We start from the raw sequence: 25,996 nt of genomic DNA, 5'->3' as shown, positions 1-25,996 counted from the left end.
CTGGGTGGATAAAGAAGTCCCCGCTCCACCCTGCTTTCGGTTCAGTCGCTCAACGCGGCCAACTGATCGGCCTGATACTCGGCGAGCAGCGGCTCGATCACCGCATCGACGCCGCCGGCGATCACTTCGCCCAGGGAATACAGGGTCAGGTTGATGCGGTGGTCGGTCACCCGCCCTTGCGGGAAGTTGTAGGTGCGAATGCGCTCGGAGCGGTCGCCCGAGCCGACCAGCAGCTTGCGGGTGTCGGAGATTTCCTTGTGGGCAGCGGCATCCTGCTGGTCCTTGAGCTTGGCCGCCAGCCAGGCCATGGCCTTGGCGCGGTTCTTGTGCTGGGAGCGCTCTTCCTGGCACTCGACCACGGTGCCGGTGGGAATGTGGGTGATGCGAATCGCCGAGTCGGTGGTGTTGACGTGCTGACCGCCGGCGCCAGAGCTGCGGTAGGTGTCGACGCGCAGGTCCGCCGGGTTGATCTCGATGGCCATCTGCTCGTCCGGCTCGGGCAGCACGGCAACGGTGCAGGCCGAAGTGTGGATGCGGCCCTGGGACTCGGTTTCCGGCACGCGCTGCACGCGGTGGGCGCCGGACTCGAACTTGAGCTTGCCGAACACGTTGTCGCCCTCGACCCGGGCGATCACTTCCTTGAAGCCGCCGTGCTCGCCCTCATTGGCGGACAACACTTCTACGCGCCAGCCTTGCTTCTCGGCGTAACGCGAATACATGCGGAACAGGTCGCCAGCGAAGATCGCCGCCTCGTCGCCACCGGTACCGGCGCGCACTTCGAGGAACACGTTGCGGCCGTCGTTGGGGTCCTTGGGCAGCAGCATGCGTTGCAGGCTGTCTTCCAGCTCGGCCAGGCGGGCGCGGGCGGTGTCGACTTCTTCCTCGGCCATTTCGCGCAGGTCCGGGTCGCTGTCCTTGAGCAGCGCCAGTGCGCCTTCGAGGTCGCCCTGCACCTTGCGAAACTCGCGAAACGCGGCGATCACCGGTTCGATCTCGGCGTATTCCTTGGAATAGGCGCGAAACTGAGTCTGGTTGGTGATCACCTCGGCGTCGCCGAGCAGCGCCGTGACCTCTTCGAAGCGGTCCTGCAGCAGGTCGAGTTTATTGATCAGCGAAGCTTTCATTGCATGCCTTCTATTTATTGACCAAGCCGGGACGACGCGCCTTCGTCGAGGGCGAACAGCTCCTGAGCCACGCCCAGCGCATCGATGCGCCCGGTGGCGGAGAATTTCTTCAGTTGCACGCTGGGCGCGTGCAGCAGCTTATTGGTCAGGCCTCGGGCCAGCTGGGCCAGCACATCTTCGGCGGCAGCGCCATTGGCGAGCATGCGCTGGGCCCGGGCCAGTTCGTCGTCGCGCAGGCGCTCGGCCTGCTGGCGATAAGCGCGGAGCACATCGACGGCGGCAAGCTCGCGCAGGCGCGCCATGAAATCGTCGGTGCCGGCGGCGACCAGTTCCTCGGCAGCCTGGGCCGCGCCCTGGCGACTCTTGAGGTTTTCGGCGATGACTTCGTGCAGGTCATCGACGGTATAAAGGTACACGTCATCCAGCTCGCCGACCTGGGGCTCGATGTCACGCGGCACGGCGATGTCGACCATGAAGATCGGCTTGTGCTTGCGCTGCTTGAGGGCGCTTTCCACGGCGCCCTTGCCGAGGATCGGCAGCTGGCTGGCAGTGGAACTGATGACGATGTCGCTGTGCACCAGCTCTTGGGGAATGTCGGAGAGCAGCACAGCGTGGGCGCCGAACTGCTCGGCCAGGCTGCTGGCGCGCTCCAGGGTGCGATTGGCGACCACAATACGCTTGATGCCTTGGTCGTGCAGATGGCGGGCCACCAGGCTGATGGTCTCGCCGGCACCGATCAGCAGCGCCTGACTGCGATGCAAGTCGGCGAAGATCTGCTTGGCCAGGCTGACGGCGGCAAAGGCCACCGACACCGGGTTCTCGCCGATGGCTGTATCGGTGCGCACGGTCTTGGCGGTACTGAAGGTGGCCTGGAACAGGCGCCCCAGCAGCGGGCCCAGGGTGCCGGCCTCGCGAGCCACGGCAAAGGCGGATTTCATCTGGCCGAGAATCTGCGGCTCACCGAGCACCATGGAATCGAGGCCGGAGGCCACGCGCATCATGTGACGAACAGCCGCATCATCTTCGTGAATATAAGCGCAGGCGCGCAGCTCTTCGACGCTCACATGGTGGTAATCGGCGAGCCAACGCAGCACCGCATCGACGCCAGGACCGTCCTGTTCGAGGTACAGCTCGCTGCGGTTGCAGGTCGACAGGATCGCCGCCTCACGGCTCGGCGTGTCGCGGCAAAGCAGCTGCAACGCCTCTACGAGCTGCTCGGGAGTAAAAGCCACGCGCTCGCGAACATCCACCGAAGCGGTCTTGTGGTTGATACCGAGGGCGATAAAGGCCATGCACGTCGCTGACAGGGGGGTGGAAGCCGGTAATTGTCCTACTTCGGCCGGTGCAGGACAACCATTGCACCATGCATGGCGCCGATAGCCAGGGCTGATCGACGGCAATGAGAATGACTTCGCCAGCACCACAAGGGTGCACCCGGATTGAATGCAACCCGCCCGGGCTTCGGCAGTCCAACCTCACATCGCCAGGACACGCGGGCTGCCCCATGGGCTTGCCCAACGGCTTGTGTCATGATGGCCAAAACCGCAGGTTAGTCGCATCCCCTCTTATGAATAGACCCATCGCGTTGTTCACCGCCCTGGCCTTGCTGGGTGGCTGTCAGACTTTTGCGCCGTCCGCGCCGGACGGCAACGTTCCCGTGGAAGATCCGGGCACCGAGGCCACCGCCAAAGCGCCGGACAACTACGGCTCGTTCAGCCAGGAAACCCTACTGGCGCTGCTGACCGCCGAACTGGCCGGCCAGCGCAACCGCTTCGACATTGCTCTGAGCAACTATGTGCAGCAGGCCAACGCGACCCAGGATGCCGGCGTCGCCGAGCGCGGCTTCCGCATCGCCGAATACCTAGGCGCCGACCAGGAAGCGCTGGATACCGCACTGGTCTGGGCCAAAAACGCGCCCGACGATATGGACGCCCAGCGCGCCGCCGCCGTGCAACTGGCCCGCGCCGGCCGCTACGACGAAGCCATGGACTACATGGAGCGCGTACGCCAGCGCCAGGGCAACACGCATTTCGACTTCCTTGCCCTGGCCGCCGCGGAAACCGACCCGGACACCCGCGCAGGTCTTTTGCAGAGCTTCGACCGCCTGCTCAAGAAATACCCGAACGACGGCCAGCTGCTGTTCGGCAAAGCCCTGCTCCTGCAACAGGACGGCCGTGCCGAAGAAGCCCTGAAGCTGCTGGAAACCAGCGAAGCCAAACAGGACCAGTCCGCCCCCCTGCTGCTGCGCGCGCGCCTGCTGCAGAGCCTGGGTCGCGGCGAGGAAGCGCTGCCGCTGCTCAAGAAAGGCATGGAGCGCAACCCGAGCGACAAGCGCCTGCGCCTGACCTACGCCCGCCAGCTGGTCGAGCTGGGCCGCATGGATGAAGCCCGTGGCGAATTCTCTTCGCTGCTGCAGCAATTCCCGGAAGACGACGACCTGCGCTTCTCCCTGGCCCTGGTCTGCATGGAGGCCGAAGCCTGGCGCGAGGCCATCGTCTATCTGGAAGAGCTGATCCAGCGCGACGCCCACGTCGACGCGGCGCAATACAACCTCGGCCGTGCCCACGAAGCCCTCGGCGAAGTGGATGAAGCTTTGCTCGCCTACTCGATGGTCGGCACTGGCACCGATTACCTGCCCGCCCAGGCGCGCATGACCGATCTGCTGGTCGCCAACGGCCGCGGCGCAGAAGCGTCCAAGCACCTGGCCGAAGCCCGCGATAGCGATCCGGAGTACGCCCTGCAGTTGTACCTGATCGAAGCCGAGTCGCTGTCCAAGCAGAACAAGCCCGACCAGGCCTGGGACCTGATCCAGAAGGCGCTCAAGCAATACCCGGGCGACATCAACCTGCTCTATACCCGCGCCATGCTCGCCGAGCCGCGTGGCGATCTGAAGCAGCTGGAGCGCGACCTGCGCCTGATCCTGGAGCGCGAACCAGACAACGCCATGGCCCTCAACGCCCTGGGTTACACCCTGGTCGACCGCACCGATCGCCATCAGGAAGGCCTGGATCTGATCCAGAAAGCCCATGACCTCAATCCGGAAGATCCGGCCATTCTCGACAGTCTCGGCTGGGCCAACTACCGCCTCGGCAACCTGGCCGACGCGGAGAAGTGGCTGCGCCAGGCGTTCGAGCGTTTCCCGGATCACGAAGTCGCCGCCCACCTGGGCGAAGCCTTGTGGGCTCAGGGCAAACAGCGCGAAGCGCGGAAGATCTGGCGCGACGCCCTGAAGGAACAACCCGAGAGTGAAATTCTGCGCAGCACCGTGCAGCGCCTGACCGGATCGGAGACCCCCTGATGTCGCTTCGCCCCCTACTCGTACTCGCCATGATTACCCTGCTGGCCGGCTGTTCTGGCCTTTCCACGCGCGAGGCGGTGGAACAGGGCCTGGGCGACCCGGCTCGCTGGCAGGCGCACAAGCAACAGATCGGTACCCTCGATGGCTGGCAGATCAACGGCAAGGTCGGCATCCGTGCCCCACGCGACTCGGGTAGCGGCACACTGTTCTGGCTGCAACGCCAGGATTACGCCGATATCCGCCTCTCTGGCCCGCTCGGCCGCGGCGCAGCGCGCCTGACTGGTCGCCCCGGCAAGGTCGAGCTGGAAGTCGCCAACCAGGGTCGTTACCAGGCCGAGTCCCCGGAAGAGCTGCTGCAACAGCAACTGGGCCTCAACCTGCCCGTCTCGCACCTGCTATGGTGGATTCGCGGCCTCCCAGCACCGGACAGCAAGAGCCGCATCACCCTGGACGCAGACAGCCGCCTGGCGCAGCTCAGCCAGGATGGCTGGGAAGTGAGCTACACCCGCTACGCCGAACAGGATGGCTACTGGCTGCCCGAGCGCCTGCGCCTCGAAGGCCACGATATTCAGGTGACCCTGGTGATCAAGGACTGGCAACCGCGCCACCTCGGCCAGTAATCGCCCCAGTCCCGCGCGCGATGCCCCTCCGCATCGCGCGTTTTTTATGCTCGTAATTCCCCCGTCGTAGCCTGCAGTTGAGCGCAGCGATACCCAGGATCATCATCCCGGTCGTCGCTGCGCTCGACCCGGGCTACCGGCTGCGCTAGCCTGCGCGACTCACTCATCCCCTCTTGCCAGCCATTGCCCAATGACGACCCACGCCATTTCCGCTGACGCCGAACTGATCCTGCCGGCACCGGCCAAGCTCAACCTGATGCTGCACATTCTCGGGCGCCGCGACGACGGCTATCACGAGCTGCAGACCCTGTTTCAGTTTCTCGATCACGGTGACGAACTGGGCTTCAGGAGTCGCGAGGACGGCGTGATCCGCCTGCATACCGAAATCGACGGCGTGCCCCACGACAGCAACCTGATCGTGCGCGCCGCCAGGCAATTACAACAGCAGAGCGGCACCCGCCTGGGCGCGGACATCTGGCTGAACAAGCGCCTGCCCATGGGCGGCGGCATCGGCGGTGGCAGCTCGGATGCGGCAACCACCCTGCTCGGCCTCGATCACCTGTGGCAACTGGGCTGGGGAGAAGATCGCCTGGCCACCCTGGGCCTCGGCTTGGGCGCCGACGTACCGGTCTTCGTGCGCGGCCGCGCGGCCTTCGCTGAAGGTGTCGGCGAAAAACTCACACCGGTCGAGCTGCCCGAGCCCTGGTTTCTCGTCGCCGTACCGCAAGTGCTTGTCAGTACAGCAGAAGTTTTCTCCGACCCTGAGTTGACACGCGATACGCCGCCCATTAAAGTTCGCAGCCTTCTTGAGGGGGGTGGTCGTAACGACTGCCAGCCGGTCGTCGAGAAGCGTTACTCAGCTGTTCGTAACGCGCTGATCTTGCTGAACAAATTTGTTCCGACAAGATTGACCGGCACTGGAGCTTGTGTGTTTGGGAGCTTCCCAAACCGGGACGATGCTGATAAAGTCGCCCGCCAACTTCCAGCCACACTGCCAAGTTTTGTTGCGCAGGGTGCCAACGTTTCGATGTTGCACCGCAAGCTGCAAGAACTGGCCAGGAAGTGAATGCGTAGCATCGGTTATACGTTACAGGGGCGTCGCCAAGCGGTAAGGCACCAGGTTTTGATCCTGGCATGCGTTGGTTCGAATCCAGCCGCCCCTGCCATAACCACCCAAGGGTGGCTCGTACTACCGAATTGAGCAGCATTGCGTCACACACGATACAGGGGCGTCGCCAAGCGGTAAGGCACCAGGTTTTGATCCTGGCATGCGTTGGTTCGAATCCAGCCGCCCCTGCCATTTTTATACTCATCCAGGTTACCCTCAGCCGGCAGGTACTGCGCGTGTCCAAGATGATGGTCTTTACGGGGAACGCTAACCCCGATCTGGCGCGACGTATCGTTCGTCAGCTGCACATTCCCCTCGGTGATGCCTCGGTCGGTAAATTCTCCGACGGCGAAATCATGATCGAAATCAACGAGAACGTCCGCGGTAAGGACGTTTTCCTGATTCAGCCGACGTGCGCGCCAACCAATGACAACCTGATGGAGCTGGTGGTGATGGCCGACGCCTTCCGCCGCTCCTCAGCGACTCGAATCACTGCAGTCATTCCCTACTTCGGCTATGCCCGCCAGGATCGCCGCCCGCGCTCCGCTCGCGTGGCAATCAGCGCCAAGGTCGTGGCCGACATGCTCACCGTGGTAGGCATCGACCGGGTTCTCACCGTCGACCTGCACGCGGATCAGATTCAAGGTTTCTTCGATATTCCAGTCGACAACATCTACGGCTCGCCCGTACTGGTCGACGACATCGAAGATCAACGCTTCGACAATCTCATGATCGTTTCCCCGGACATCGGCGGTGTGGTGCGTGCTCGCGCCGTGGCCAAGAGCCTGGGCGTCGATCTGGCGATCATCGACAAGCGTCGTGAAAAGGCCAACCACTCCGAAGTGATGCACATCATCGGTGACGTGGAAGGTCGTACCTGCATCCTGGTCGACGACATGGTCGACACCGCCGGCACCCTGTGCCACGCGGCCAAGGCTCTGAAGGAACACGGCGCTGCCAAGGTGTACGCCTATGCCACGCACCCGGTGCTGTCGGGTCGTGCCATCGAGAACATCGAGAACTCGGTACTGGACGAACTGGTGGTGACCAACACCATCCCGCTGTCCGCCGCCGCGCAATCCTGTTCGCGTATTCGTCAACTGGACATCGCGCCGGTTGTCGCTGAAGCGGTACGCCGCATCAGCAATGAAGAATCGATCAGTGCGATGTTCCGCTAACCCGGAACGCCCCTGACGAAACATGCCTGGCCACCTGGCCAGGCCTTTCACCGAACCGCCCCGCCGCTGGTCGCAAGCGTAACGGGCGGTTTGGTTATTCTGGAGAAGTGAAATGACTGCTGAATTTACCCTGAATGCCGAAGCGCGTTCCGACCTGGGGAAAGGTGCGAGCCGCCGCCTGCGTCGTAACGCCAGCCTGGTTCCTGCCGTGATCTACGGTGGCGACAAGGCTCCCCTGTCCATCAGCCTGGTTGCCAAGGATTTCGCCAAGCTGCTGGAAAACGAAGCAGCCTTCAGCCACGTGCTGAACCTGACCGTTGACGGCAAGAAAGAAAACGTTCTGATCAAAGCACTGCAGCGCCACCCGGCCAAAGGCTTCGTTCTGCACGCTGACTTCATCCGCGTGGTTGCCGGCCAGAAACTGACTGCACACGTTCCGCTGCACTTCATCAACGAAGCTACCTCCGTTGGCGTGAAGCAGAAAGGCGGTGAAGTTCTGCACTCGCTGAACGAAGTTGAAGTCTCCTGCCTGCCGAAAGACCTGCCGGAGTTCATCGAAGTCGACTTCGCCAACGTTGATCTGGACCAGACCGTTCACCTGTCCGACATCAAACTGCCGAAAGGCGTTGAGCTGGTTGCTCTGGCCCACGGTAGCGATCTGCCGGTTGCCAGCGTTCACCTGCCGCGCGTTCGTGCAGAAGACGCAGCCGAAGGCGAAGGCGAAAGCACCGCCGAGTAATTCCGGCTCGCTACGCCTGCTTCAAGAAAGGGCTCCTGTATGACTGCCGTACAACTGATCGTTGGCCTGGGTAACCCGGGCCCCGAATACGACCAGACCCGGCACAATGCAGGGGCCCTTTTCGTTGAGCGCCTGGCGGACAGCCAACGCGTCAATCTCAGCGTTGATCGCAAGTATTTTGGCCTGGTGGGCAAGTTCAATCACCAGGGCCGCGAAGTTCGTCTGCTCATCCCCACCACCTTCATGAACCGCAGCGGCCAGTCCATAGCGGCGTTGGCGAATTTCTTCAAGCTCAAGCCCGAAGAAATCCTGGTGGCCCACGACGAACTCGACATGCCTCCCGGCGTCGCCAAACTCAAACAGGGTGGCGGGCACGGCGGACATAACGGGCTGCGCGACATCATTGCCCAGCTCGGCAACCAGAACAATTTCCACCGCCTGCGGCTTGGCATCGGCCACCCCGGGCACGCCAGCATGGTCTCCAACTTCGTCCTCGGCCGCGCGCCGCGGGGCGAACAGGAACTGCTGGATACCAGCATCGACTTCGCCTTGGGCGTCCTCCCGGAAATACTCGCCGGTGACTGGACGGTAGCGAAGCGCAAGCTGCACAGCCAGAAAGCCACTCTCTAATTTCAGCTAACGCCATTGGCGCGAGGGATACACCATGGGATTCAATTGCGGCATCGTCGGCCTGCCCAACGTCGGCAAGTCCACCCTGTTCAATGCCCTCACCAAGTCCGGCATCGCCGCTGAGAACTTCCCGTTCTGCACCATCGAGCCGAACAGCGGCATCGTGCCGATGCCCGACCCGCGCCTCGACGCCTTGGCCGAGATCGTCAAGCCCGAGCGCGTGATCCCCACCACCATGGAGTTCGTCGACATCGCAGGCCTGGTCGCCGGCGCCTCGAAAGGTGAAGGCCTGGGCAACAAGTTTCTCGCCAACATCCGTGAGACCGACGCTATCGCCCACGTGGTGCGTTGCTTCGAAGACGAGAACGTCATCCACGTCGCCAACAGCGTTGACCCCAAGCGTGACATCGAGATCATCGACCTCGAGCTGATCATGGCCGACCTCGACAGCTGCGAGAAGCAGCTGCAACGCGTCGCCCGTACCGCCAAGGGCGGCGACAAGGAAGCCGTGGCGCAGAAGGCGCTGCTGGAAAAGCTCATCCCGCACTTCACCGAAGGCAAGCCGGCGCGCAGCCTGCTCAAGAACCTGGGTGACGACGAGAAGCGCCTGGCCAAGACCTTCCACCTGCTGACCACCAAGCCGGTGATGTACATCGCCAACGTTGCCGAAGACGGCTTCGAGAACAACCCGCACCTGGACGTGGTGAAAACCATCGCCGAGGAAGAAGGCGCCATCGTCGTACCGGTGTGCAACAAGATCGAAGCCGAGATCGCCGAACTGGACGATCTGGAAGAGATGCAGATGTTCCTGGAAACCATGGGCATGACCGAGCCCGGCCTGAACCGCGTGATCCGCGCCGGTTACTCGCTGCTCAACCTGCAGACCTACTTCACCGCCGGCGTGAAGGAAGTTCGCGCCTGGACCGTCAAAGTCGGCGCCACCGCCCCGCAGTCCGCTGCCGCCATTCACACCGACTTCGAGAAAGGCTTCATCCGCGCCGAAGTCATCGCCTACGACGACTTCATCCAGTACAAGGGCGAAGCCGGTGCCAAGGAAGCGGGCAAATGGCGCCTGGAAGGCAAGGAATACATCGTCAAGGACGGTGACGTAATGCACTTCCGCTTCAACGTCTGAGCCCTCGCCGTGACCGACAAAGCCGCGTGAAAGACGCGGCTTTGTTGTTTCTGCAGCTCGATAGTTGTACAAGGCGACCTGCGATACGGCTTTTTGCCAGTATTGGCCTATGCTTTGTGCGGCGCAGCAGTATACTGGCCCTGCCCTTCCCTGCAGGCGCTGAACCGTGAAACCCGACCGTGAGTGTTCTGCCCCTGGATTGTCGCCCGCCAGCACTGCGCCAGCGCGCCTAGATGCGCTGCTGCGCCTTGCCAAGCGCTGTTCCGGCTTTAGTCTCTGTGGCGTTGTTACCATCGGCAGCGGTAATGAGCCAATAAAGCTCGACTCTCCGCAGTCCGGCAGTATTCAGGATGCCCTGTTACTGCTGATCGCACGCACTCGACTTGGCCAGTCCGCCCTGCTGATTCAGGAAACGACGGCCTGCCCCGAGCCCCTGAGCTGCTTTGCTGGGTATCCGTTGCACACTAATACGGGCGAGTGCCTGGGCGTGCTTTATGCGGCTGACACAACGCCACGAAGCATTGATACCGACCTGCACCTGTCACTGCAGGACATCGCAGACAGCGCCGCCCAGATACTCACCCTGGCTCATGCCAAGGCCGAGGAAACGCTGCTGGCATTGGCCATCCAAGGCAGCGGCACCGGGGTATGGGATCGCGACCTGAGCACTGGCAGGATCCACTACTCTGCCGCCTGGAAATCCATGCTTGGCTATACAGCCAGTGAAGTGAGCAACCGTATCGAGGATGCCTACACGCGCGTTCACCCCGACGAACTCGAACAGGTGAAGCAGACGATACAGTCCCACATCAGCGGCCAGACCGAGCAATATCAGGTTGAGCATCGCCTGCGCTGCCGAGATGGCAGTTACAAATGGGTATGCAGCCGCGGCAAGGTGGTCAGCCGGGACGCAAGCGGAAACCCCGTGCGCATGCTTGGTATCACCACCGATATCAGCACACTGCGTTCACTGTCCGAGCGTCTGCAACAGAACGTCGAGCTGATCACCCAACTGACCGACCAAGTGCCAGGTGTGGTCTTTCAGTTCTGTAGCCAGGTGGATGGTAGTGGCCACTTCACTTATCTCAGCGCTGGCGTTCGCGACCTGTTCGAAGTGACCCAGGAACAGATGCTGCAGAACCCGACACTGCTCGATAGCTGCCTGCATCCGGACGACCTGGAGATATTCAATCAATCTCGCGCACAAGCCCTGCGTGAGGTCTGCATCTGGCACATCGAATACCGCGTGCAACTACCTGTGCAAGGCCTGCGCTGGCACCTGGGCGAAGCACGACCACAGCGTAGAGCGGATGGCAGCGTCGTTTGGCATGGCATGGTCACCGACATCACCGAGCGCAAACGCTTCGAGCGCGAACTGCACGAGTTCGCCTCCATGGACGCCCTCACCCAACTCGCCAACCGCCGCGTGTTCATGAACTATCTGGAAACCGAACAAGCACGCATTCAGCGCCGCGACATCAGTACCTCGAGCTTGCTGATGTGCGACCTGGACCACTTCAAACTGATCAACGACCGCTGGGGGCACGGCATCGGCGACCGCGCCCTGCGCCATTTCAGCGACATCCTGCGTGCGCAGCTACGAACCAGTGACCTGGCCGGGCGCATCGGCGGTGAGGAGTTCGCTGTACTGCTAAGCGGCGCCGACAGCTTTCCGGCACGCGACTTCGCCTGTCGCGTACAGCACGCCATGACCTGCCAGCCGCTGCGCGTCGACGGTGAGGAAATCCACCTGACCCTCAGTATTGGCCTCACCCAACTGAGCCCTCAGGATGCTACCCCGGACAACGCCCTCGGCCGCGCCGACAAGGCGCTCTACCGCGCCAAGCAGAACGGACGCAATCGCGTGGAGATCGATTGAGTGAGCCGCGGCAGGAGAAAAACCAGGCCAGACGCCTAAGCAGTTGAAAGTTCGTAAATTTATTCTGCACCAGGGCTTGACACCCCCCCGACAGACAAGGAAAATGCGCGCCACTCGGCTACGTAGCTCAGCTGGTTAGAGCATAGCATTCATAATGCTGGGGTCCGGGGTTCAAGTCCCTGCGTAGCCACCAAACAAAACAAGGGTTTACCGAAAGGTAAGCCCTTTTTTGTTTGCGCCAGTGACTACAAAGTGACTACGGCGTGTCCACTCGCTTCCCTTTCAGCTCATCGACTTCAAGCTGTAGCTTCGCCAACTGAAGCTTTGCGATCTCAAGCTGAACCCTCTGTGACTCATCGATGAGTGGTTGAAGCTTGCGATGCCATCGAGCGAAACCGTACACAGCAAGCCAAAAACCGATGCCAGCTAAGAAACCTGTAGAGCTGACATAGAACCGCTTATTTTCACGACCAACGTCCATCATTCGCTCTAACGCAGAAATCTTAGCAACGACAGATGGGCTAGGGTTCTCTTGCTCTTTGAGCCTCTCAAGCTCGACGACGGACTCAAACATCAACGTGTTTGTAGTTTGATTGACGTATATAAGTGCGCCGCAAGCGAACACAAAAAGTAAGAGTCCAAAAAGCGCATAAAACTTAAAGAGGTTGTCAGTTGGAACGGGAATCCTGCTTTCCATAAAACGCCTTAATGCTGATCCTTTAGAACCACCATTATGGCGATTGGTGAACGCGCTAGACAATTAGACACCGCGTCGAGGTAGGAAGATGGCCGCTCTGGCTTAGCGGGGAGAGCTTTAAAGCGGATGACAGGTGATCAGGCGACAGGTGCGCATAGCGCATGGTCATCGCAATGGACGAATGCCCCAGGATGCGTTGCAGACTGAGAATATCCCCTCCCCCCATCATGTAATGACTGGCGAACGTGTGCCGCAGGATATGGGTTAGCTGTCCCGGCGTATGGAATCCGCAACGCTGATACGCACTACGGAAAGCGGCCCTGCAGGGCATGAACAGCCGGCCAGATCCTGGCATAGCAACCGATAGCGCAGCTTCCTCAACCTCCTTGGGGATCGGCACCGACCGGGACTTTCGGTTCTTTGTCCGGTGAAAGTGCGCCTTACCACCAAACAGGCTAGCGCGACTCAGGCTTTCGGCTTCATCCCAGCGTGCGCCAGTGGCCAAGCAGATTAGGGCGACGGGGTAGGTATGGTTGTTGGACGACTTGCGGCACTCATCGAGCAGCAGGCCGACCTGATCCAGGGTCAGAAACGTGAGCTCGGTCTGATCGGTCTTGATCTGACGGATCTTGGCCAGCGGGTTGACGCCGTGCCATGCGCCGAGGCGGATCAGCTCAGAGAAAACCGCCGATAGATAGCGCTGCTCATGGTTGACCGTGTGGGGCGAGACGTCCTTGAGACGAGACTGCCGATAACGAGCCCAGGCGAGTGCATCGAACTGAGAGGCCAGAGGGTTACCGAGGCGTTCGACGACAGCCAGGGTGCGAGACAGTCGGCCCTTCACGTCCTTGAGACTGCTGCCGTGCAGTGAGTGCCATAGGGTCACCAAATCGGATAGGCGATCATCAATTGGCCTGCCAGTGTCCTGCAGTGAGGCGAAGTAATCCGACTCATAGCGCTGGGCTGCAGTTTTGGTCTTGAAGCCCTTCTTGCGAATGCGGCGCCCTGCCCGGCCATTCTCATAGAAATCAGCCGTCCAAGTGGCACCGTCTTTACGTGCCGTCATACCGCCCTACCCCACCGCACGTGACGTTCCTGCAGCAGATCCTTGATGTGTTTATAGAGATCGTCCTGAGTCATGTCCTTGGCGGCATAGTGATCGCGAATGACCGGCCAGCAGTCCCATTGCTGCAGGGTCTTAAACGCCTTTTTTGCGCCCACCTTCTCCCTTGCCAGCAGGCTTACGAAGTTTCCCAAGAACAGCTCCACGTTCTTGCCGGAGAAGCCACGCGAGGTCTTGTAGTAGCGCTTGTATTCGGTGTCATCGAGCAGGGAGTCCACCGGCAGATCGACGCGCACGCCTTCACGGATCAGCGTCCAGATGGGCTCAAAATAGCCAGGGCGGCAGAGCAGCTTGAATTGACGCAGGCCATAGCGCCACAGGCCGTCAAGATGCCCCGCGAAGGCGGCAAAGGAGCTGGTGTCGATCAGGGCGCCGGACTTGAGGTCGATTGAGCCGCTGGCGAACTGCTGGATGACCGAGTGGTGATAACGCAGCTCTACACGCCATACATCGGACTCAGGGTCATAGTTGTCCGGATCTTGCGGGTCGAAGCTGTCGCGGCGCTTCCAGACGCTTTCCCAGTAGTCGAGCTTGTCGGTTGCCCGGGCTTGCTCGGTCTTGTTGTAGATCGCCAGTTGCACACCACTGGCAGAGCCGAACATGAAGGTTTCGCCGCGACCATAGGTGCTGGATTTGGTAGTCCAGTTGATTTCATTGATGCCGGAAATATCGCGTTGGGTACGTGCACGGCAGTGCATACGGGCCACCAGATCCAAAGGCGGTTTCCAGCCTTGCAGGTCTAGTGCGAGATGGACGGCGCATTGGTTGATTTCGCGATGGGTTAGGACAGCCGAGGCGTAATAGTTCATGCGGTCTTGCAAGCGCTCAGGCGACAGCGCGTCGATGGCATGGGGCGAGACTTCGATTTTCAGGTGGGCGCCGATGGCGTCGATCTTGGCGTTGAAGTTCTTCACCAGCAGGATGATGCCCAGGTCAGCGTTCTGGAGCTTGTACTGGTAACCAGAGTCCTTGCTGACACGGCCCGAGTGCCAGATCTGGCCGGCGAATTCGACCATGGTGCCGGGCTTCTCAAACAGGCACATAATGTCGGGACGGATAAGCCCCCGGTACAACTGGCGCACGGTATCGACGCCACAGCGCAGAAGGCGCACACCCGACAGGTCAACGAAACCCGAACAGCCGGGATCAACGAAAAGCCGGCTTGTGTCGCTGACCAGACCCGTTTCGATATCAAGCCGGGTGAAATCCTTTGCTCTGCTCATTTGTGTATCACTCTGGTTTTGTCTGGTTATCTACGTACGTTTATCTGACGTGTTACAGGGACGTCACCGGGCGCCCGTCGCGCGCCCGGCGGTGTCACGGGCTGCGCCCAAACCACCGCCGGGCAACGCGCCGAACGAAAGATCCATCCACGGCCCCGCATCAGCCGGCATCAGCTCGTTGTGGTTCAGGGCCTGGATACGGGCGGTTATGAGCACCACGAGATTGGTGGTGCGTACGCGGTTGGATTCGTAGCGGAAGGCGCGCCCCAGATAGGGGATATCGCCGAGGATGGGCACCGAGCTGGTCGAGCGATCGGTTTGCGTGGATCGCAGCCCACCCAGGAGCACCCCCTGGCCATCCTTGAGCTGAACATTGGTAAGGATTCGGCGCGTGTTGGTGATGATGTCGGCGGCTGTGTTGTCGTCAGAAACAGTCGAGGCAGACTGGCTGACCTTCAGTTCTATAGCGTCGGAAGGCGTAATGAACGGGGTCACCTGCAGGGTAAGGCCCACATCCTGGCGCACGATGGTTTGAAACGGATCTGATGCCGGTGTGGAGCCGCTGGTGGTCTGGCCGGTGATGAATGGGACGTTCTGGCCGACGACGATGGATGCTGACTCTCGGTTGAGGGTTAGCAGTTGTGGCGTTGATAACAGGTTGCTGCTGGAGCTGGAGCGCACCGCCTGCAGGAAGGCCGAGATGGTGGGCCCGGAGAACGTGAGGCTAAAGCCCAGGTCGGAGCGATCAGAAGACCGGATGGTGCGGCCCGACAGATCGAGACGGTTAGAGCCTGCAGCGGCATTCAGGCCCAGCGCCTCGAAGTCGTTGTCGGAGAGTTCAGCCACCACCGCGGTGATTTGAACTTGGCGCCGCGGTCGGTCGATTTCGCTTACCACCTCTTTGATGGCGTCGAGCTGGGGGCGCGTGGCGGTGACGATCAGCGCGTTCGAGGTAGGCGACGGCGTGACGAGTACCTGGCCGGTTTTGGCTGCCTCGTTGGTGCGGTCGGCGCGGGAGGCCAGCACATCGCGGACGGACTGTTCGGCAAAGTCGGATTGCAGGTGCTGCAGCTGAATCACCTCAGTGACCAGGACGGGCGATTCCTGAATCGGCTGCGCGCTGATGCGGATCGCGTTGGGGCTTTTGGAGTAGTGAAAGCCCGAGGACAGGACGGCGTTTTCCAGCAGTTGTTCCAGTTCCTGAGGGCCATCGAAGGTGGCAAAAATGGAGATAGGCGCGGAGCGGATATCGGAGCCCACCACCACCGATTTATTCAGCATCACGGCGGCCCACTCGACGAAATCCTGCAGAGTGGAGTCGTACAGTTCGATCTTCTCCACTGCAGCGCGGGCGAGTGTGGAAGTGAGGGCAAGTGGCAGCAGTGCCAGAGAAAACCAACGTTTCATGGCCGATTACCTGTAGACGGTGAGAGAGTCAGTGCCACGCAGCAACCGCACTTCTCGCGACCCCCGTGGATCGATGGTGATAGCGCGGGAGAGCAGATCCTCTGAGCGGATGCGCTTGCCGTCTGGATCCACGAACACGTAGCGGGCCTGCCCGGACATAAGCCCATAGGAGGCGATGCGAAGGCCGGCGAATTCGTCTTCAAGCGTCGTTTTCTTCTGCTCAGGCTCAGCGGCCTGTGCCTGTACCGACGCGCTTGGGTAGCGAATCCAGGCAATGGCGGCGAACACCGGGAGCGAGACAAACAGGGTGATCAGGCCGCCCAGGAAAAAGGCGTTCACCACCCGAGTACGGCGGAAGAAGATTTTGGTGGTGCGCATGAGAAACCCCAGGTCGCGAGGTGATGCAGGAAGGCGGCGACGCCAGTAGCCGGGCGGAAGCATGGAGTACGAGCCTTTGTCGTAGTCCTTGTTGTATTCCTGGGTGGTGTCGTAATAGCTGTAGAACTCTTTGCCCTGATAGAACCAGTCTTCCACCTTGGGCGAGTTGAACTTGGCGCCGTATTTCACGATGGCCTGATGCAGTTTCGGTAGGTTGCCTTTCCACATACCCAGGCTCAGAACACGCAGCGGCAGGCGGAACACGAAGGGAATCTTTAGCTTGTCCCAGCGGTTGATGTACACCACGTGCTCGGCGATGGATTCGCGGATCTGCTTATCGATGACGTTGACGTTCTGCACGCACAACCACAGATCCCAGCGGCGTTTACGCAGGAACAGGAAGAACTTCAGCAGGTCGGTACGGCCACCCGAGTTCCAGTCGCGGGAGTTGAGCCACACGCCGGCTTCGTCGAGGAAGATCCCGCCGAATTTCTCTTCGTCGTAGGTTTCATGGCCGAAGCCCAGGCCGACCAGATCTTCAGCCGATGGCAGGTCAGGCAGGCGGACAAGGCGCGAGTACTTGTTATCGGCCCGGCACAGCTTGTCCATCTTCACATCGACGTTGACCGCCACACGGCGGCGGGCCTTGAGGTACTCCAGAATCTTGAGAATGCACAGCAGGGTTTTGCCAGCACCCAGCTTGCCGGTAACGATATAGACGGCCATGGGCGATCCTCAGGTGTGGATAAACTTTTCGGTGAGGCGGTGTGCCCACATGAAAATCAGCGACTGCAGCCGGGCGAACAGCAAAATGGTGATGCCCGCGCTGAGGTTGGAAGGCAGAAACATGCGCCCGAAACTGATCAGGTCGGGCGCCATGGCGTTTACCAGCCCACCGGCAATGCCGTTGATAGCGGCGGCGAAGGCCATCAGCAGAACGCCGATGGCGGCGATAATCGCGAGGAACAAGACGACCTTGCGAAAGAACTTGGTGATGAACTCGAAAAACGGCGCGATCAGCGGCGTGATAAAGGCCAGGAGCCAGCCATTGAGGCGCTTGAACAGATTGGGGAAGAACTTGCCCAGCCAACCGGTAATCCAGCGAAGCCCGAACATCAGAAGCCTCCTTTCTCAGCTTTAGCGTTTTCCAGCCGCAGACCGGCATAGGCGATGCGCCATACCCCGATAAGGGTCAGCATCCAGATAATCCACTCGAGCAATGGCTTGATACGGCTCAGCTCGCAGGCATCCAGGCGCAGGTTGGTGTGCAGCTTTCCGGCATCGATCTTCACGTCGAAGGGCGAGCACGAGGTGCTGCGAGGCAACACGCCATCGATGATGTAGATGGCCTTATAGGCAGCGGTGCCGGGGCTAAACCACTCGTTGTTAACGATGTTGGAGATGTCCGCCAGGGTGGCAATATCAGAGGCTTCCTGAGCCGCGAGCGTGTCCGTCATGCCCTGGCCGAAGGCACCGGCGAAATTGCCAGCCAGACCTGCAGCGGCATCACCGATGCTCTTTTCATCGCCCTCACCTTCGCCGTCGTACTTCTCGCCCAGGGCATCCTCGGCAAACTCTTTGAAGGCATCGCCCAGGTTGCCCAGGGCCTTGCTGATGCCATCAAGCAGGCTGTTGGTCTTGTCGATTTTCGGGCCGAGTTTTTCTTGGTCGCCGTCACCATCACCACCGGGCGTGCCGGGCTCACCGTCGCCGTCCCCAGGCCCGTTGCCGTCGTCGCCGGGGTTATTTGGATCGGTCGGATCGGTGGGGTCTGTTGGATCAGTCGGATCGGTTGGCGGGCAGACTTCGCCCGTAGATGGGTCGCACTGCTTGGGCGGATCTTTTACGCAGGTAGTGCCTGACCAGCTGTAACCAGGACCGCAGACCGGAGGCGGATCGGTAGGATCTGTAGGCTCGGTCGGGTCAGTGGGATCGGTTGGCGGTGTGGTCGGATCGGTTGGGTCAGTCGGTGGGTTACCGAGACCGGACGGCGTGTCGCCGCTCTGGCAAACCTGGCCGTTATAGGTGGCGAGCCCCCAGCAGGCAGAGATGCCTTGATCATTGGTGCCGCACTCGCCAGACCACGCAGCTCGGCAGCCTTCTTGGCAGATGTATTCACCGGGCAGACTGGAACCACCGTTAGGGACGTTGGCAAAGAAGCTGAAGCGTTGACCGGTAAGCGGCTCACAGTTCTTTGGCGGTTCTTCGCACTGGCCGTTATTAGGGTTGAAAGTCTTGCCCGTGGGGCATTCGGTGCCGCCGCGAGTGATCAGAATATCCTCGACTGGTCCTTTGATATCTGGCTGATCAGCTGAACCGGCGTTGAAGTAATAAACACAGACACCAGTAGTCGACGTTCTTACAGAGGCAGATATCGAGGTAATGGATTTCGCTTGGTTTTTAACCCAGCTACAGGCGGCAGACGGGGAAGCAAAACGAGGGCTTAACGCGCTGTTGTAGTGGGATTGCCAATAATAATCCTCAGCAAAACCAAACTGCCCCCACCCCATAAGGGTGAGAGCAAGTAGCAGGCGGAGGCCGAAAGCCGTACGCATCGTTCGACCCCCAACCCTGTTTAGGCGCCCGCAGCGCTGAACACGCGACCGGCGATCTTGAACAGGGCCACACCACCACGGATGACGCCGAACAGCACGGCACCGGCAGCCATCAGGGTGCCGAACGCGAGTGCCAGATCGGTGAAGACTTCGAGCAGCTCAGGCGGGACGGTGATTGCTGCATTGGCGGAACCGGCAGTCAGCGAGGCCGCGCCGGCAGTGATCAGAGCGAGCGATTTGCCGCCCAGTGCTTTACCGACACTGGCACCGCTCTCCACTTGGTTGCCGTCACGCATGACGGCCTGTTTGATGCGATTGAACATAGGTCTTTCCTCAGTTGGTTGAAGCGTCGACGATTTCCTTCCAGCCCAGCCGGAAGGCCCCCCAGGACACGCCAATCCCGAGAGCACCCACAAAGAGCCCAGCGATAACGAGGTACTGCCCCCAGGTGAAAGCCATAAACCGTTACCTCTGGTGCCCGTGGATTAGGCCAAGGGCGGCGATCATCACCACGCCTTGAATGAACTGCAGGGCCCAGAGATCACCGAGGGTGACGTTGGCCAGATAGGCGTCGATTCCCATGCGGTGAGCTCCAGGCGGTCAGGGTTAGGCTTTGGCCGGGTCGGCAGGCTTACCGGTGTTGGAAGCAGGTGCCGGGCTGGCAGTAGCGCGGGCTTTGGAATCGACGGACTCGATGTGCAGGCAGCGGTTGTTGCCCTTCTGCTTACCAGCGCGGGCCACTTCGAAGGTGATGCGGACTTTTTCGAGCGGGTCGAACTTCGCCCCGGCCGCGAATACTTCGTCGGCCACTTCCAGAGGAACATCCATGCTGACGATGGACAGGCCGTTCTCAGTTTCGCCGTCCGGCTCATCGCCGTAGAACACTTTCACGATTTTCACGTCATTGCCGTTTTGGCTGAATGCGAGTTTCTGAGTGCTCAGGAATGCAACTTCCATAGTCGAACGTGCCATTGGTATTTCCTCTTTAAGTTGCGCGTTATTGCGCGATCTAGTCTTTTGCAGGCCGAACGATGCCGCGCAACTAAAGCGGGATATTTCGCTATAGTTACCGGAGAACTCGACTTGCTAAGGGTTTACGGGTGTATTTATACGCGACTTGCTAGTGATAATTCCGTGGATAGGCAAATATCATATTGCTGTGAAACAGTGCGGATTAATGTGGGTTTAACGAATACTTCAAACTCCCTGTTATTACTTCAACCTATCAACACCAAGGGCCTTGCCCTTGTCATCCCATTTCGCCACCGTCGCCCGCGACTGGCGGTGCACGCGGTGAACCGGCTGTGTGATCGCGTTGGCCAGTCACGGACGCCGGAGGCGACTGATTCGGCTGCCCACTACGGCGCGGGCAAAACTCACGGCGCAGCAGCAAGAAGGCGAACAACAGGCCGATGGTCACAAAGCAGATGACCAGCAGGCAGTACGTGATAACAACGAACAGCTCAGGCGACATACACCACCCCATGAACGATTGGGCCTTGCAGGGCTTCTACGATTTCCTGCCACTCATCCACACCCCAGTTTTCAGGGATGCCTTTTTCGTTGGCAGCGTCCTGTTGATGCTGGATGCGGCCCAACTGCTGGCTGGCCAATGGCAGCAGCTCAGCGGCTTGGGCGACGGTCAGGACGATGCCGGGCATTGCTCAGACTCCAGCTCGAACAGATCCCAGCGCGGGACGTAGGGTGTTGGCTTGCCGATGTTTTCCACCACGTACCAGTACCGAGGTGGGCGCGGGGTTGGTGAGTGCTGGGGACAGGTAAAGCCCGAGACCCAGCGGTAGGTACTGCTCACGTGCAGCCAATGCCCGTTCACCAGCCGCATTTGGCCAACGACCGGAAAACAGCGAACGGGGCGGCATTGGGCGCAGCGTGGCGACAGGCTGATAGGCCCCTGTCTTTTGACATAGCAGACAGAGCAGTCGCAGTCCGGCCTGTGGGGCTGGTGCAGGTACTTTTGCATGGCTCATTTACCTGGCCTCACGTAACGGACGCGGAACAGATCGGTAGCACGCTCAGGACACCAGTGGACATAAAGGTCTGTGACGGTTTTCTTGATGTACGCGCGGCAATCCGCTCGGGTAGAACCGGTATGCACGAGGTGCCAACGACGGCGCTTGGTAACCCCATGGAACGTGCAGGTCTCGACAACAAAGGTATTAGTCATCGCCGTAGTCCCCTGCACAGAACACGGTCTTGCCGCGCTCCATATCACGGCGGATGCGGTGCAGGTTGATGACGCGATGACGGCCGATCTTGGCGGTCGGGAGGGTGCCGGATTCGATCCAGCCGCGCACGACATCCTCGGTGATGGTGTCGATGCCCAGCAGCTTGGCGAACACGTGCTTCGAGCAAAACGGCGCATCACGCAGATCGTTGACGCGTTCCGGGTTTCCCTGTGTGTCGAACCCCACTATTCCAGACTGTTCCATACTTTTGCCCTATAATCGTCAAGTGATCTCACCTGTTATTGGCATTATATGCCAATGATCTAATGCCAATTATAGGCAAATGGCTTTTGCTTACTAGCACTATATGCCAATTATTTAGATGATTTTAGAATGATCAGAGAGCGGATAGTCGCTATTTGGGAATATAAGAAACTCACGGCCAAGAAACTCGAAGAGCTCAGTGGAATTGACCGGGAGAAGTGGTATGCCTTGAGGAAGGGCGGAAGACGGGCGAACGAGGACGACATTTCATCTATGGTGAAGATCCATCCAGAGTACGCCCTGTGGCTCGCAAGCGGAGAGATTGCCCCAGAATGTGGGCAAACGAGCCCTGACTATGACGAGGCTAACCGAAACTTGCCCGGTCAGAACGCGGGATAGCGATCACCAAAAAAGTAGCTAGGCGCTGGTACGCCCGCAGAGAGAGGGGAAAACGGTGAAACAGTGGGGACGACATTGGAGCCAAGGACAGTTACTCCCTAGGCTCCAATAGAATCAACGCTTGGACTGCGAGCTCTGAGGCTGAGCTACAGGGGAAGAGTTTTTGGACGAAGCCTTTAGAGCCTCCTGCTTCCAAGAAGGCCATTGCTCAACGCTACGACGCGATTCCTCGAGGTGGCGCAAAAAATCTTGCCTATTCTTGCCCATTTGCCTCTCCTTTAAGATATGCATCTAACAGACCTGCAGCAATGCTTTCGCGTTCCATGTAGGAGCATGGGAGCATTTGAGTACGTAGCTTAGCCGTCGACTCTGACCAAGCTACCTTCTGCCCTTCGTCTGTCTTACGGATTATAGGATAGCCGCTTCCGAGGTTCGTCGAGAACAAATCAAAGAAGCTACGTGGCCCTACGCCGATGAACGGCTGAAACAGGACACCGTTCCCGTCATTTTTAAGCGATATCGAGTCCGAATGAAACTCTTGCGCCTTGCTTTTGGGATAGGGTTCTACATATACAACACGTTTTACGCCAGCGGCAATGATGTGCTTAGCACAATTATGGCATGGGAATGTGGTGCAATATAAGGTTGCTCCTAAAGCACTAACAGACGAACGACTTGCCGACAGCAATGCCTCCATTTCAGCATGCACTACGCGGCCATACTCTGTAATATCTTTTATTCGACTTCCCTTTAAAGCAGGAGCCACTTTGTCACGAAACTCACGGGGAATAGAGGCTATTATCTCATCAATAATAAGCTTCTTTTGTATAGCATTTGAGTCTTCCCCGCGCATATAGTCCCGACCATCATCCTGATCAACTATTTCATTTTGATCATTCAATTGAGGCCAGTACAATCCTCCACCAGACTTAGGCACATCATTAGCGCCAGTTGAAATAATGCATTGGTCACGAGTTAAGACAGCACCTACCTGACGCGACAAATCGGCCGAGCGAAGTGATGCGGAGAACGCCATAAACATCGCATATTCTTCAAATGTTGGAGTTACATACGGCTTACCAAATAGCAAATCTAAGACACGCCAAACCTGCATTTTCAAAGAATCGTGATTCGCACCAAAATCGATAAAAAAATCTGAAAGATGGTATGTATCACGAGTGTGCTGACCATACTCTTCTCTTTCATTAGCATCTTTCAGCAGCAAGGTAGATGCTTGTTCCTCATCAAGCCTTAAGTCTTTGACTAAATAGCTTCTTCGCCGCTCATGATCAGCATGCACACCTAAAAGAAAAAAACCACCGGTATAAATTTTTCTTAGTCGCTGAACTTCATAAGGACTTTTCAGAGAATTTACTATATAGGCCCTACGACGTGGCGCCTCTCCCCTATTTTGGTTTATAGCTGCAGCGGCCCCCAAAGCCAAAATAGAGTTATCCTTAGAGTTCTTCCTTAGCTTATTCCCTTCCTCCATATAACCATAAATTCGATCAAACTCATTGGTAGATGGGGCAGGAGGATCGCCGAGCATAGCTATAACATCAGACGATATCTTCACGTGATGAGTAGCATATGAAAATGCTTTTAGCCTTTCCTCTAAAAGCTCTGCAACAGCTTTTAGGTTCGTACCGATCGAACCTACCAAACCGATAACAAGCTCTGAGTCCGCATAGGAGTCATCCAAAAAAGATGACTGGACCTCATGCATATCTAAAGAAAGTCGCTGAATGGCCTCGACAGCTTCTTTAACCTGCTCTTCGGGCTGAGGGCCGGAGTCGGCATTTAATATGCCTTCCAATAAAGATTGGAGTTCACTAGCAGCTGCATGATTGCCTTGAAAACTGATAGTTCCGGTTGAAGGGTACCAGTTTAAGATACCACCACTCTTAGACTTAAACTGATATTGATTCTGGTTAACTTGGCGCCAAGTACCAGCATCATCTAGGTGAGCTAGGCGTAAGCGTAACTCATCATAAATACCATCAAACCGCATTAACCGTCTCCGTCCGCCTCAACTATGCAATAAAATTGCAAATAGTTTCTATATGATGCTTGATAGACATTTCTTTAACAAGCCCCAACCCAGGGAAATGGTTTGTAGAATAAGAGTCATAAAACTCTGACATCCCAAGAGTTTTATCAAAAACACCCGGATTTGCCTTGTCAAACATAATGAGTTCTTTTAACGCCTCTTTATACTTCCCAGGAGTATTCGCTGTAATCTCGCTATCTGATGAAGAACAAAAGTGCCTTACGTACATGGTATTATTACCATTTGACTCTATGTAAGAAGCATGGATAGCAACAACGTATGCAGGACCGCCGCTACCAGTGTACTCCTCCCCCATAATGGTAAAGTCACCGAAACCGATTACATTAGCGGCCTGATGATAAGAAGTGTGAGCCCCGGAATAATATGAGACCTGCCCATAATCCGCATTTCGTTTCCTCTTAGCAAAACTATCAGAGTAAACAACTACAGAACCAATTGCACTTACAATTGCCGGGTCGTTCTTTTGAGAATTAAGCAATACCAAGGGGGCTTTTGATATCTGGCCCAATGAAGAACTAGAAATATTGCTCTCAAGGTAAACCGCTGCGGATGGGTATATCAGCAAAAGGCTAAGCGACACAATATCAGTGGCATCTTTTATCTTCACACAAGGAAGAAACTTATTTGCCGAACGAGAGTCACTTTGCAAGTCACTATAAAGCCCAGCAGATGAAACTTTTGAAAAATCACCCTGAGATGGATTAATCACAACCAAGGGAATTACAAGATTAGAATATAGCTTCTCTATAGTCTTAATTAAGGGAGCCAACCCGCCATTTACAGGCTCCAAGACCGGGCGAAAATTCACAGGCTTTATAGCGCTCGACAGCTCTACAACCGAGCTTAGCTCATGTCGCTTTGCCTTGAGTATTGGGTAGTACATAAAGCTTCCTTACTTAGGTACACATTCATATTTTTGACTAACCTTTTCCTGCTAGGTGAAGAAATCGAATATTCGATACCTGCAACCAACAAGCTTTCAGGCAGAGCAGAGACATATTCCTTATCAACCCGCCTACTATTCTTTATCACTCTACAGAATGCAGCACGCAATTGTGGAGAGCTAACCTCTCGCAACAACGACCTACACTCCTCATATATACTTGTATTTGAGCAAACCGGAATATACCCACACAACTCTTCAACAAGCGATAAGTATTCTTTTCTACGAAGTGAAGCTATTAAAACATCAACATCGACAGGGTCAGTAGACGTAGTAGCTGCTCGGACTTCCGCCAAAGAATCTTTTTTACCCAATTGAATTACACCAACTTCCTCCGGTGCAATTTTCAAGACTTTATCAACATGGACACTAGATGTAACAACATTAACCCTATCAAAAATCTTTAGATATGATTCAAGCTGACTAGGAAGGCGAGACATATCATCATAAGATGATTTTATTTCATAACAGGTGCTGTGCCCATTAACAATTACACAATCTGCTTTATTTGCTCCCACGCGAAACTCACCAAGAAGTGTCGCCGTATTCATAGAATGACGACCTATCAAAATCTTCTTGGCAATTAAGTTCTTTATGTAATACTCAGCCTTGTAACTTTTCTTTAAGTCTTTATAGCATGCTTCGAAAACATCTCTGACCTGGAAAACATCGTTCAGTGATGAAGAATAACTTAACGCAACTTCAGATATGAAAGAAAAATCGTCATTTGCTAGCGCATTTAAGACTTTGCTACTGAATATCTTCGCAGTTTCCCTTGCGCCCAACATAAACCAACCCTTTACTAAAAATCTTTTTTCTGCTAGAGGATCGCTTGATTTGCTTACGACACCCCGCCCCAAAAACCAGGCGGATATATAGCAGCGAACGATAGCTGACGGAAGGACGACCCGACGCCTACCTCATAGCCTAAAGCCACCATTGAAGCTATCCGGATTTTTTGATCTCGTAAACCGTAGGTGACTACATTCATGCATTTTTCTGAAACGCTGTGGAACGCTAGGCAGCGAGCCCAGCTACG

At 57.7% G+C, this 25,996-nt stretch carries 26 protein-coding genes and 3 tRNA genes; 12 read left to right on the top strand and 17 right to left on the bottom strand.

Annotated elements, in window-relative coordinates; all coding sequences use genetic code 11:
• Window positions 1-41: 41 nt before the first annotated feature.
• Together prfA and hemA are read right to left on the bottom strand one after the other, a co-directional pair.
• Window positions 42-1,124 carry a peptide chain release factor 1 gene (gene prfA / locus PVA39_RS18275; RefSeq protein WP_274125241.1) on the bottom strand — a complete coding sequence of 361 codons (1,083 nt, stop codon included), beginning with the start codon at window positions 1,122-1,124 and terminating at the stop codon, window positions 42-44.
• A gap of 14 nt (window positions 1,125-1,138) precedes the next feature.
• The gene (gene hemA, locus PVA39_RS18270) at window positions 1,139-2,416 is read right to left on the bottom strand and encodes a glutamyl-tRNA reductase (protein ID WP_274125240.1); all 1,278 of its coding nucleotides are present in this window, start codon (window positions 2,414-2,416) and stop codon (window positions 1,139-1,141) included.
• Between the two features lie 275 nt (window positions 2,417-2,691).
• Between hemA and PVA39_RS18265 the strand changes: the two genes are divergently transcribed.
• The 11 genes from PVA39_RS18265 to PVA39_RS18215 all read left to right on the top strand — a co-directional run bounded on the left by PVA39_RS18265 (window position 2,692) and on the right by PVA39_RS18215 (window position 11,904).
• On the top strand, window positions 2,692-4,422 hold the full coding sequence (locus tag PVA39_RS18265; protein WP_274125239.1) for a tetratricopeptide repeat protein: 1,731 nt from the start codon (window positions 2,692-2,694) through the stop codon (window positions 4,420-4,422).
• Window positions 4,422-5,042, top strand: coding sequence for a lipoprotein insertase outer membrane protein LolB (gene lolB / locus PVA39_RS18260; RefSeq protein WP_274125238.1), 621 nt, complete (start codon window positions 4,422-4,424; stop codon window positions 5,040-5,042). Before PVA39_RS18265 ends, lolB begins: the two co-directional genes overlap by 1 nt.
• A 190-nt stretch (window positions 5,043-5,232) precedes the next feature.
• Entirely contained in the window at window positions 5,233-6,108 is an 876-nt protein-coding gene (gene ispE, locus PVA39_RS18255) for a 4-(cytidine 5'-diphospho)-2-C-methyl-D-erythritol kinase (RefSeq protein ID WP_274125237.1), read from the top strand.
• A gap of 25 nt (window positions 6,109-6,133) precedes the next feature.
• Window positions 6,134-6,208: transfer RNA gene (locus tag PVA39_RS18250), tRNA-Gln, on the top strand.
• Window positions 6,209-6,267: 59 nt separating this feature from the next.
• Window positions 6,268-6,342: transfer RNA gene (locus tag PVA39_RS18245), tRNA-Gln, on the top strand.
• A 44-nt stretch (window positions 6,343-6,386) separates the two neighbouring features.
• Window positions 6,387-7,328, top strand: coding sequence for a ribose-phosphate pyrophosphokinase (locus PVA39_RS18240; protein WP_027906044.1), 942 nt, complete (start codon window positions 6,387-6,389; stop codon window positions 7,326-7,328).
• Window positions 7,329-7,440: 112 nt separating this feature from the next.
• Window positions 7,441-8,067, top strand: coding sequence for a 50S ribosomal protein L25/general stress protein Ctc (locus tag PVA39_RS18235; protein WP_075931824.1), 627 nt, complete (start codon window positions 7,441-7,443; stop codon window positions 8,065-8,067).
• A 39-nt stretch (window positions 8,068-8,106) separates the two neighbouring features.
• Window positions 8,107-8,697, top strand: a complete 591-nt coding sequence (gene pth, locus PVA39_RS18230; RefSeq protein WP_274125236.1) for an aminoacyl-tRNA hydrolase — start codon at window positions 8,107-8,109, stop codon at window positions 8,695-8,697.
• A 34-nt stretch (window positions 8,698-8,731) separates the two neighbouring features.
• Window positions 8,732-9,832 (top strand): redox-regulated ATPase YchF, encoded by a 1,101-nt coding sequence (gene ychF / locus PVA39_RS18225; RefSeq protein WP_274125235.1) that lies wholly within the window; start codon window positions 8,732-8,734, stop codon window positions 9,830-9,832.
• Window positions 9,833-9,998: 166 nt separating this feature from the next.
• Complete coding sequence (locus PVA39_RS18220; protein WP_274125234.1) at window positions 9,999-11,711, top strand: sensor domain-containing diguanylate cyclase; 1,713 nt, start codon at window positions 9,999-10,001, stop codon at window positions 11,709-11,711.
• Window positions 11,712-11,827: 116 nt separating this feature from the next.
• Window positions 11,828-11,904 (top strand) — tRNA-Met (locus PVA39_RS18215).
• Between the two features lie 63 nt (window positions 11,905-11,967).
• Here the strand turns inward: PVA39_RS18215 and PVA39_RS18210 are convergent.
• The 12 genes from PVA39_RS18210 to PVA39_RS18155 all read right to left on the bottom strand — a co-directional run bounded on the left by PVA39_RS18210 (window position 11,968) and on the right by PVA39_RS18155 (window position 21,544).
• Window positions 11,968-12,408, bottom strand: a complete 441-nt coding sequence (locus PVA39_RS18210) for a hypothetical protein (protein ID WP_274125233.1) — start codon at window positions 12,406-12,408, stop codon at window positions 11,968-11,970.
• A 55-nt stretch (window positions 12,409-12,463) separates the two neighbouring features.
• Complete coding sequence (locus PVA39_RS18205) at window positions 12,464-13,474, bottom strand: phage integrase (protein ID WP_274125232.1); 1,011 nt, start codon at window positions 13,472-13,474, stop codon at window positions 12,464-12,466.
• Window positions 13,471-14,754 (bottom strand): hypothetical protein, encoded by a 1,284-nt coding sequence (locus PVA39_RS18200; protein ID WP_274125231.1) that lies wholly within the window; start codon window positions 14,752-14,754, stop codon window positions 13,471-13,473. The genes PVA39_RS18205 and PVA39_RS18200 overlap by 4 nt, the downstream gene beginning before the upstream one ends.
• Window positions 14,755-14,817: 63 nt before the next feature.
• Window positions 14,818-16,161, bottom strand: a complete 1,344-nt coding sequence (locus PVA39_RS18195) for a type II secretion system protein GspD (RefSeq protein WP_274125230.1) — start codon at window positions 16,159-16,161, stop codon at window positions 14,818-14,820.
• A gap of 6 nt (window positions 16,162-16,167) precedes the next feature.
• Window positions 16,168-17,265, bottom strand: a complete 1,098-nt coding sequence (locus tag PVA39_RS18190; protein WP_274125229.1) for a zonular occludens toxin domain-containing protein — start codon at window positions 17,263-17,265, stop codon at window positions 16,168-16,170.
• 9 nt (window positions 17,266-17,274) lie between these two features.
• Entirely contained in the window at window positions 17,275-17,655 is a 381-nt protein-coding gene (locus PVA39_RS18185) for a hypothetical protein (protein ID WP_093505210.1), read from the bottom strand.
• Complete coding sequence (locus tag PVA39_RS18180) at window positions 17,655-19,094, bottom strand: hypothetical protein (RefSeq protein ID WP_274125228.1); 1,440 nt, start codon at window positions 19,092-19,094, stop codon at window positions 17,655-17,657. The genes PVA39_RS18185 and PVA39_RS18180 overlap by 1 nt, the downstream gene beginning before the upstream one ends.
• A 20-nt stretch (window positions 19,095-19,114) precedes the next feature.
• A complete protein-coding gene (locus PVA39_RS18175; RefSeq protein WP_274125227.1) occupies window positions 19,115-19,417 on the bottom strand; it encodes a hypothetical protein in 303 nt (100 codons plus the stop codon).
• 283 nt (window positions 19,418-19,700) lie between these two features.
• Window positions 19,701-20,066, bottom strand: coding sequence for a hypothetical protein (locus PVA39_RS18170; RefSeq protein WP_274125226.1), 366 nt, complete (start codon window positions 20,064-20,066; stop codon window positions 19,701-19,703).
• Window positions 20,067-20,557: 491 nt separating this feature from the next.
• Complete coding sequence (locus tag PVA39_RS18165) at window positions 20,558-20,755, bottom strand: hypothetical protein (RefSeq protein ID WP_075933356.1); 198 nt, start codon at window positions 20,753-20,755, stop codon at window positions 20,558-20,560.
• Window positions 20,737-21,075: a lysogeny maintenance protein PflM gene (pflM, locus tag PVA39_RS18160; RefSeq protein WP_274125225.1), complete on the bottom strand. Its 339-nt coding sequence runs from the start codon at window positions 21,073-21,075 to the stop codon at window positions 20,737-20,739. Before pflM ends, PVA39_RS18165 begins: the two co-directional genes overlap by 19 nt.
• Before the next feature lie 196 nt (window positions 21,076-21,271).
• Entirely contained in the window at window positions 21,272-21,544 is a 273-nt protein-coding gene (locus PVA39_RS18155) for a helix-turn-helix domain-containing protein (protein ID WP_274125224.1), read from the bottom strand.
• Between the two features lie 129 nt (window positions 21,545-21,673).
• On the opposite strand from PVA39_RS18155, the gene PVA39_RS23535 reads away from it, so the two are divergent.
• Window positions 21,674-21,943 carry a DNA-binding protein gene (locus PVA39_RS23535; RefSeq protein WP_443200981.1) on the top strand — a complete coding sequence of 90 codons (270 nt, stop codon included), beginning with the start codon at window positions 21,674-21,676 and terminating at the stop codon, window positions 21,941-21,943.
• A gap of 253 nt (window positions 21,944-22,196) precedes the next feature.
• On the opposite strand, the gene PVA39_RS18150 is transcribed toward PVA39_RS23535, so the two are convergent.
• The 3 genes from PVA39_RS18150 to PVA39_RS18140 are packed head-to-tail and all read right to left on the bottom strand — an operon-like array spanning window position 22,197 to window position 25,745.
• A complete protein-coding gene (locus tag PVA39_RS18150) occupies window positions 22,197-23,954 on the bottom strand; it encodes an anti-phage dCTP deaminase (protein ID WP_274125223.1) in 1,758 nt (585 codons plus the stop codon).
• Window positions 23,955-23,976: 22 nt separating this feature from the next.
• Window positions 23,977-24,897: a sce7725 family protein gene (locus tag PVA39_RS18145; protein ID WP_274125222.1), complete on the bottom strand. Its 921-nt coding sequence runs from the start codon at window positions 24,895-24,897 to the stop codon at window positions 23,977-23,979.
• Window positions 24,858-25,745 (bottom strand): sce7726 family protein, encoded by an 888-nt coding sequence (locus PVA39_RS18140; RefSeq protein WP_274125221.1) that lies wholly within the window; start codon window positions 25,743-25,745, stop codon window positions 24,858-24,860. The genes PVA39_RS18145 and PVA39_RS18140 overlap by 40 nt, the downstream gene beginning before the upstream one ends.
• Between the last annotated feature and the right edge of the window lie 251 nt (window positions 25,746-25,996).

The sequence above is a fragment of the Pseudomonas sp. CNPSo 3701 genome (assembly GCF_028674975.1).
In the GTDB taxonomy this organism is placed as follows: domain Bacteria; phylum Pseudomonadota; class Gammaproteobacteria; order Pseudomonadales; family Pseudomonadaceae; genus Aquipseudomonas; species Aquipseudomonas straminea.
This window is presented reverse-complemented; position numbering and strand designations above follow the sequence as displayed.

Bases quoted from the DNA above. Each gene is read 5' to 3' on its own strand.
- hemA (WP_274125240.1), bottom strand. From the start codon at position 2,416: ATGGCCTTTATCGCCCTCGGTATCAACCACAAGACCGCTTCGGTGGAT.
- PVA39_RS18195 (WP_274125230.1), bottom strand. From the start codon at position 16,161: ATGAAACGTTGGTTTTCTCTGGCACTGCTGCCACTTGCCCTCACTTCC.
- prfA (WP_274125241.1), bottom strand. From the start codon at position 1,124: ATGAAAGCTTCGCTGATCAATAAACTCGACCTGCTGCAGGACCGCTTC.
- ispE (WP_274125237.1), top strand. From the start codon at position 5,233: ATGACGACCCACGCCATTTCCGCTGACGCCGAACTGATCCTGCCGGCA.
- PVA39_RS18205 (WP_274125232.1), bottom strand. From the start codon at position 13,474: ATGACGGCACGTAAAGACGGTGCCACTTGGACGGCTGATTTCTATGAG.
- PVA39_RS18165 (WP_075933356.1), bottom strand. From the start codon at position 20,755: ATGCCCGGCATCGTCCTGACCGTCGCCCAAGCCGCTGAGCTGCTGCCA.
- PVA39_RS23535 (WP_443200981.1), top strand. From the start codon at position 21,674: ATGATCAGAGAGCGGATAGTCGCTATTTGGGAATATAAGAAACTCACG.
- PVA39_RS18265 (WP_274125239.1), top strand. From the start codon at position 2,692: ATGAATAGACCCATCGCGTTGTTCACCGCCCTGGCCTTGCTGGGTGGC.
- PVA39_RS18210 (WP_274125233.1), bottom strand. From the start codon at position 12,408: ATGGAAAGCAGGATTCCCGTTCCAACTGACAACCTCTTTAAGTTTTAT.
- PVA39_RS18185 (WP_093505210.1), bottom strand. From the start codon at position 17,655: ATGTTCGGGCTTCGCTGGATTACCGGTTGGCTGGGCAAGTTCTTCCCC.
- PVA39_RS18145 (WP_274125222.1), bottom strand. From the start codon at position 24,897: ATGTACTACCCAATACTCAAGGCAAAGCGACATGAGCTAAGCTCGGTT.
- lolB (WP_274125238.1), top strand. From the start codon at position 4,422: ATGTCGCTTCGCCCCCTACTCGTACTCGCCATGATTACCCTGCTGGCC.
- pth (WP_274125236.1), top strand. From the start codon at position 8,107: ATGACTGCCGTACAACTGATCGTTGGCCTGGGTAACCCGGGCCCCGAA.
- PVA39_RS18155 (WP_274125224.1), bottom strand. From the start codon at position 21,544: ATGGAACAGTCTGGAATAGTGGGGTTCGACACACAGGGAAACCCGGAA.
- PVA39_RS18180 (WP_274125228.1), bottom strand. From the start codon at position 19,094: ATGCGTACGGCTTTCGGCCTCCGCCTGCTACTTGCTCTCACCCTTATG.
- PVA39_RS18235 (WP_075931824.1), top strand. From the start codon at position 7,441: ATGACTGCTGAATTTACCCTGAATGCCGAAGCGCGTTCCGACCTGGGG.
- PVA39_RS18150 (WP_274125223.1), bottom strand. From the start codon at position 23,954: ATGCGGTTTGATGGTATTTATGATGAGTTACGCTTACGCCTAGCTCAC.
- PVA39_RS18170 (WP_274125226.1), bottom strand. From the start codon at position 20,066: ATGGCACGTTCGACTATGGAAGTTGCATTCCTGAGCACTCAGAAACTC.
- PVA39_RS18200 (WP_274125231.1), bottom strand. From the start codon at position 14,754: ATGAGCAGAGCAAAGGATTTCACCCGGCTTGATATCGAAACGGGTCTG.
- pflM (WP_274125225.1), bottom strand. From the start codon at position 21,075: ATGCAAAAGTACCTGCACCAGCCCCACAGGCCGGACTGCGACTGCTCT.
- PVA39_RS18190 (WP_274125229.1), bottom strand. From the start codon at position 17,265: ATGGCCGTCTATATCGTTACCGGCAAGCTGGGTGCTGGCAAAACCCTG.
- PVA39_RS18140 (WP_274125221.1), bottom strand. From the start codon at position 25,745: ATGTTGGGCGCAAGGGAAACTGCGAAGATATTCAGTAGCAAAGTCTTA.
- ychF (WP_274125235.1), top strand. From the start codon at position 8,732: ATGGGATTCAATTGCGGCATCGTCGGCCTGCCCAACGTCGGCAAGTCC.
- PVA39_RS18175 (WP_274125227.1), bottom strand. From the start codon at position 19,417: ATGTTCAATCGCATCAAACAGGCCGTCATGCGTGACGGCAACCAAGTG.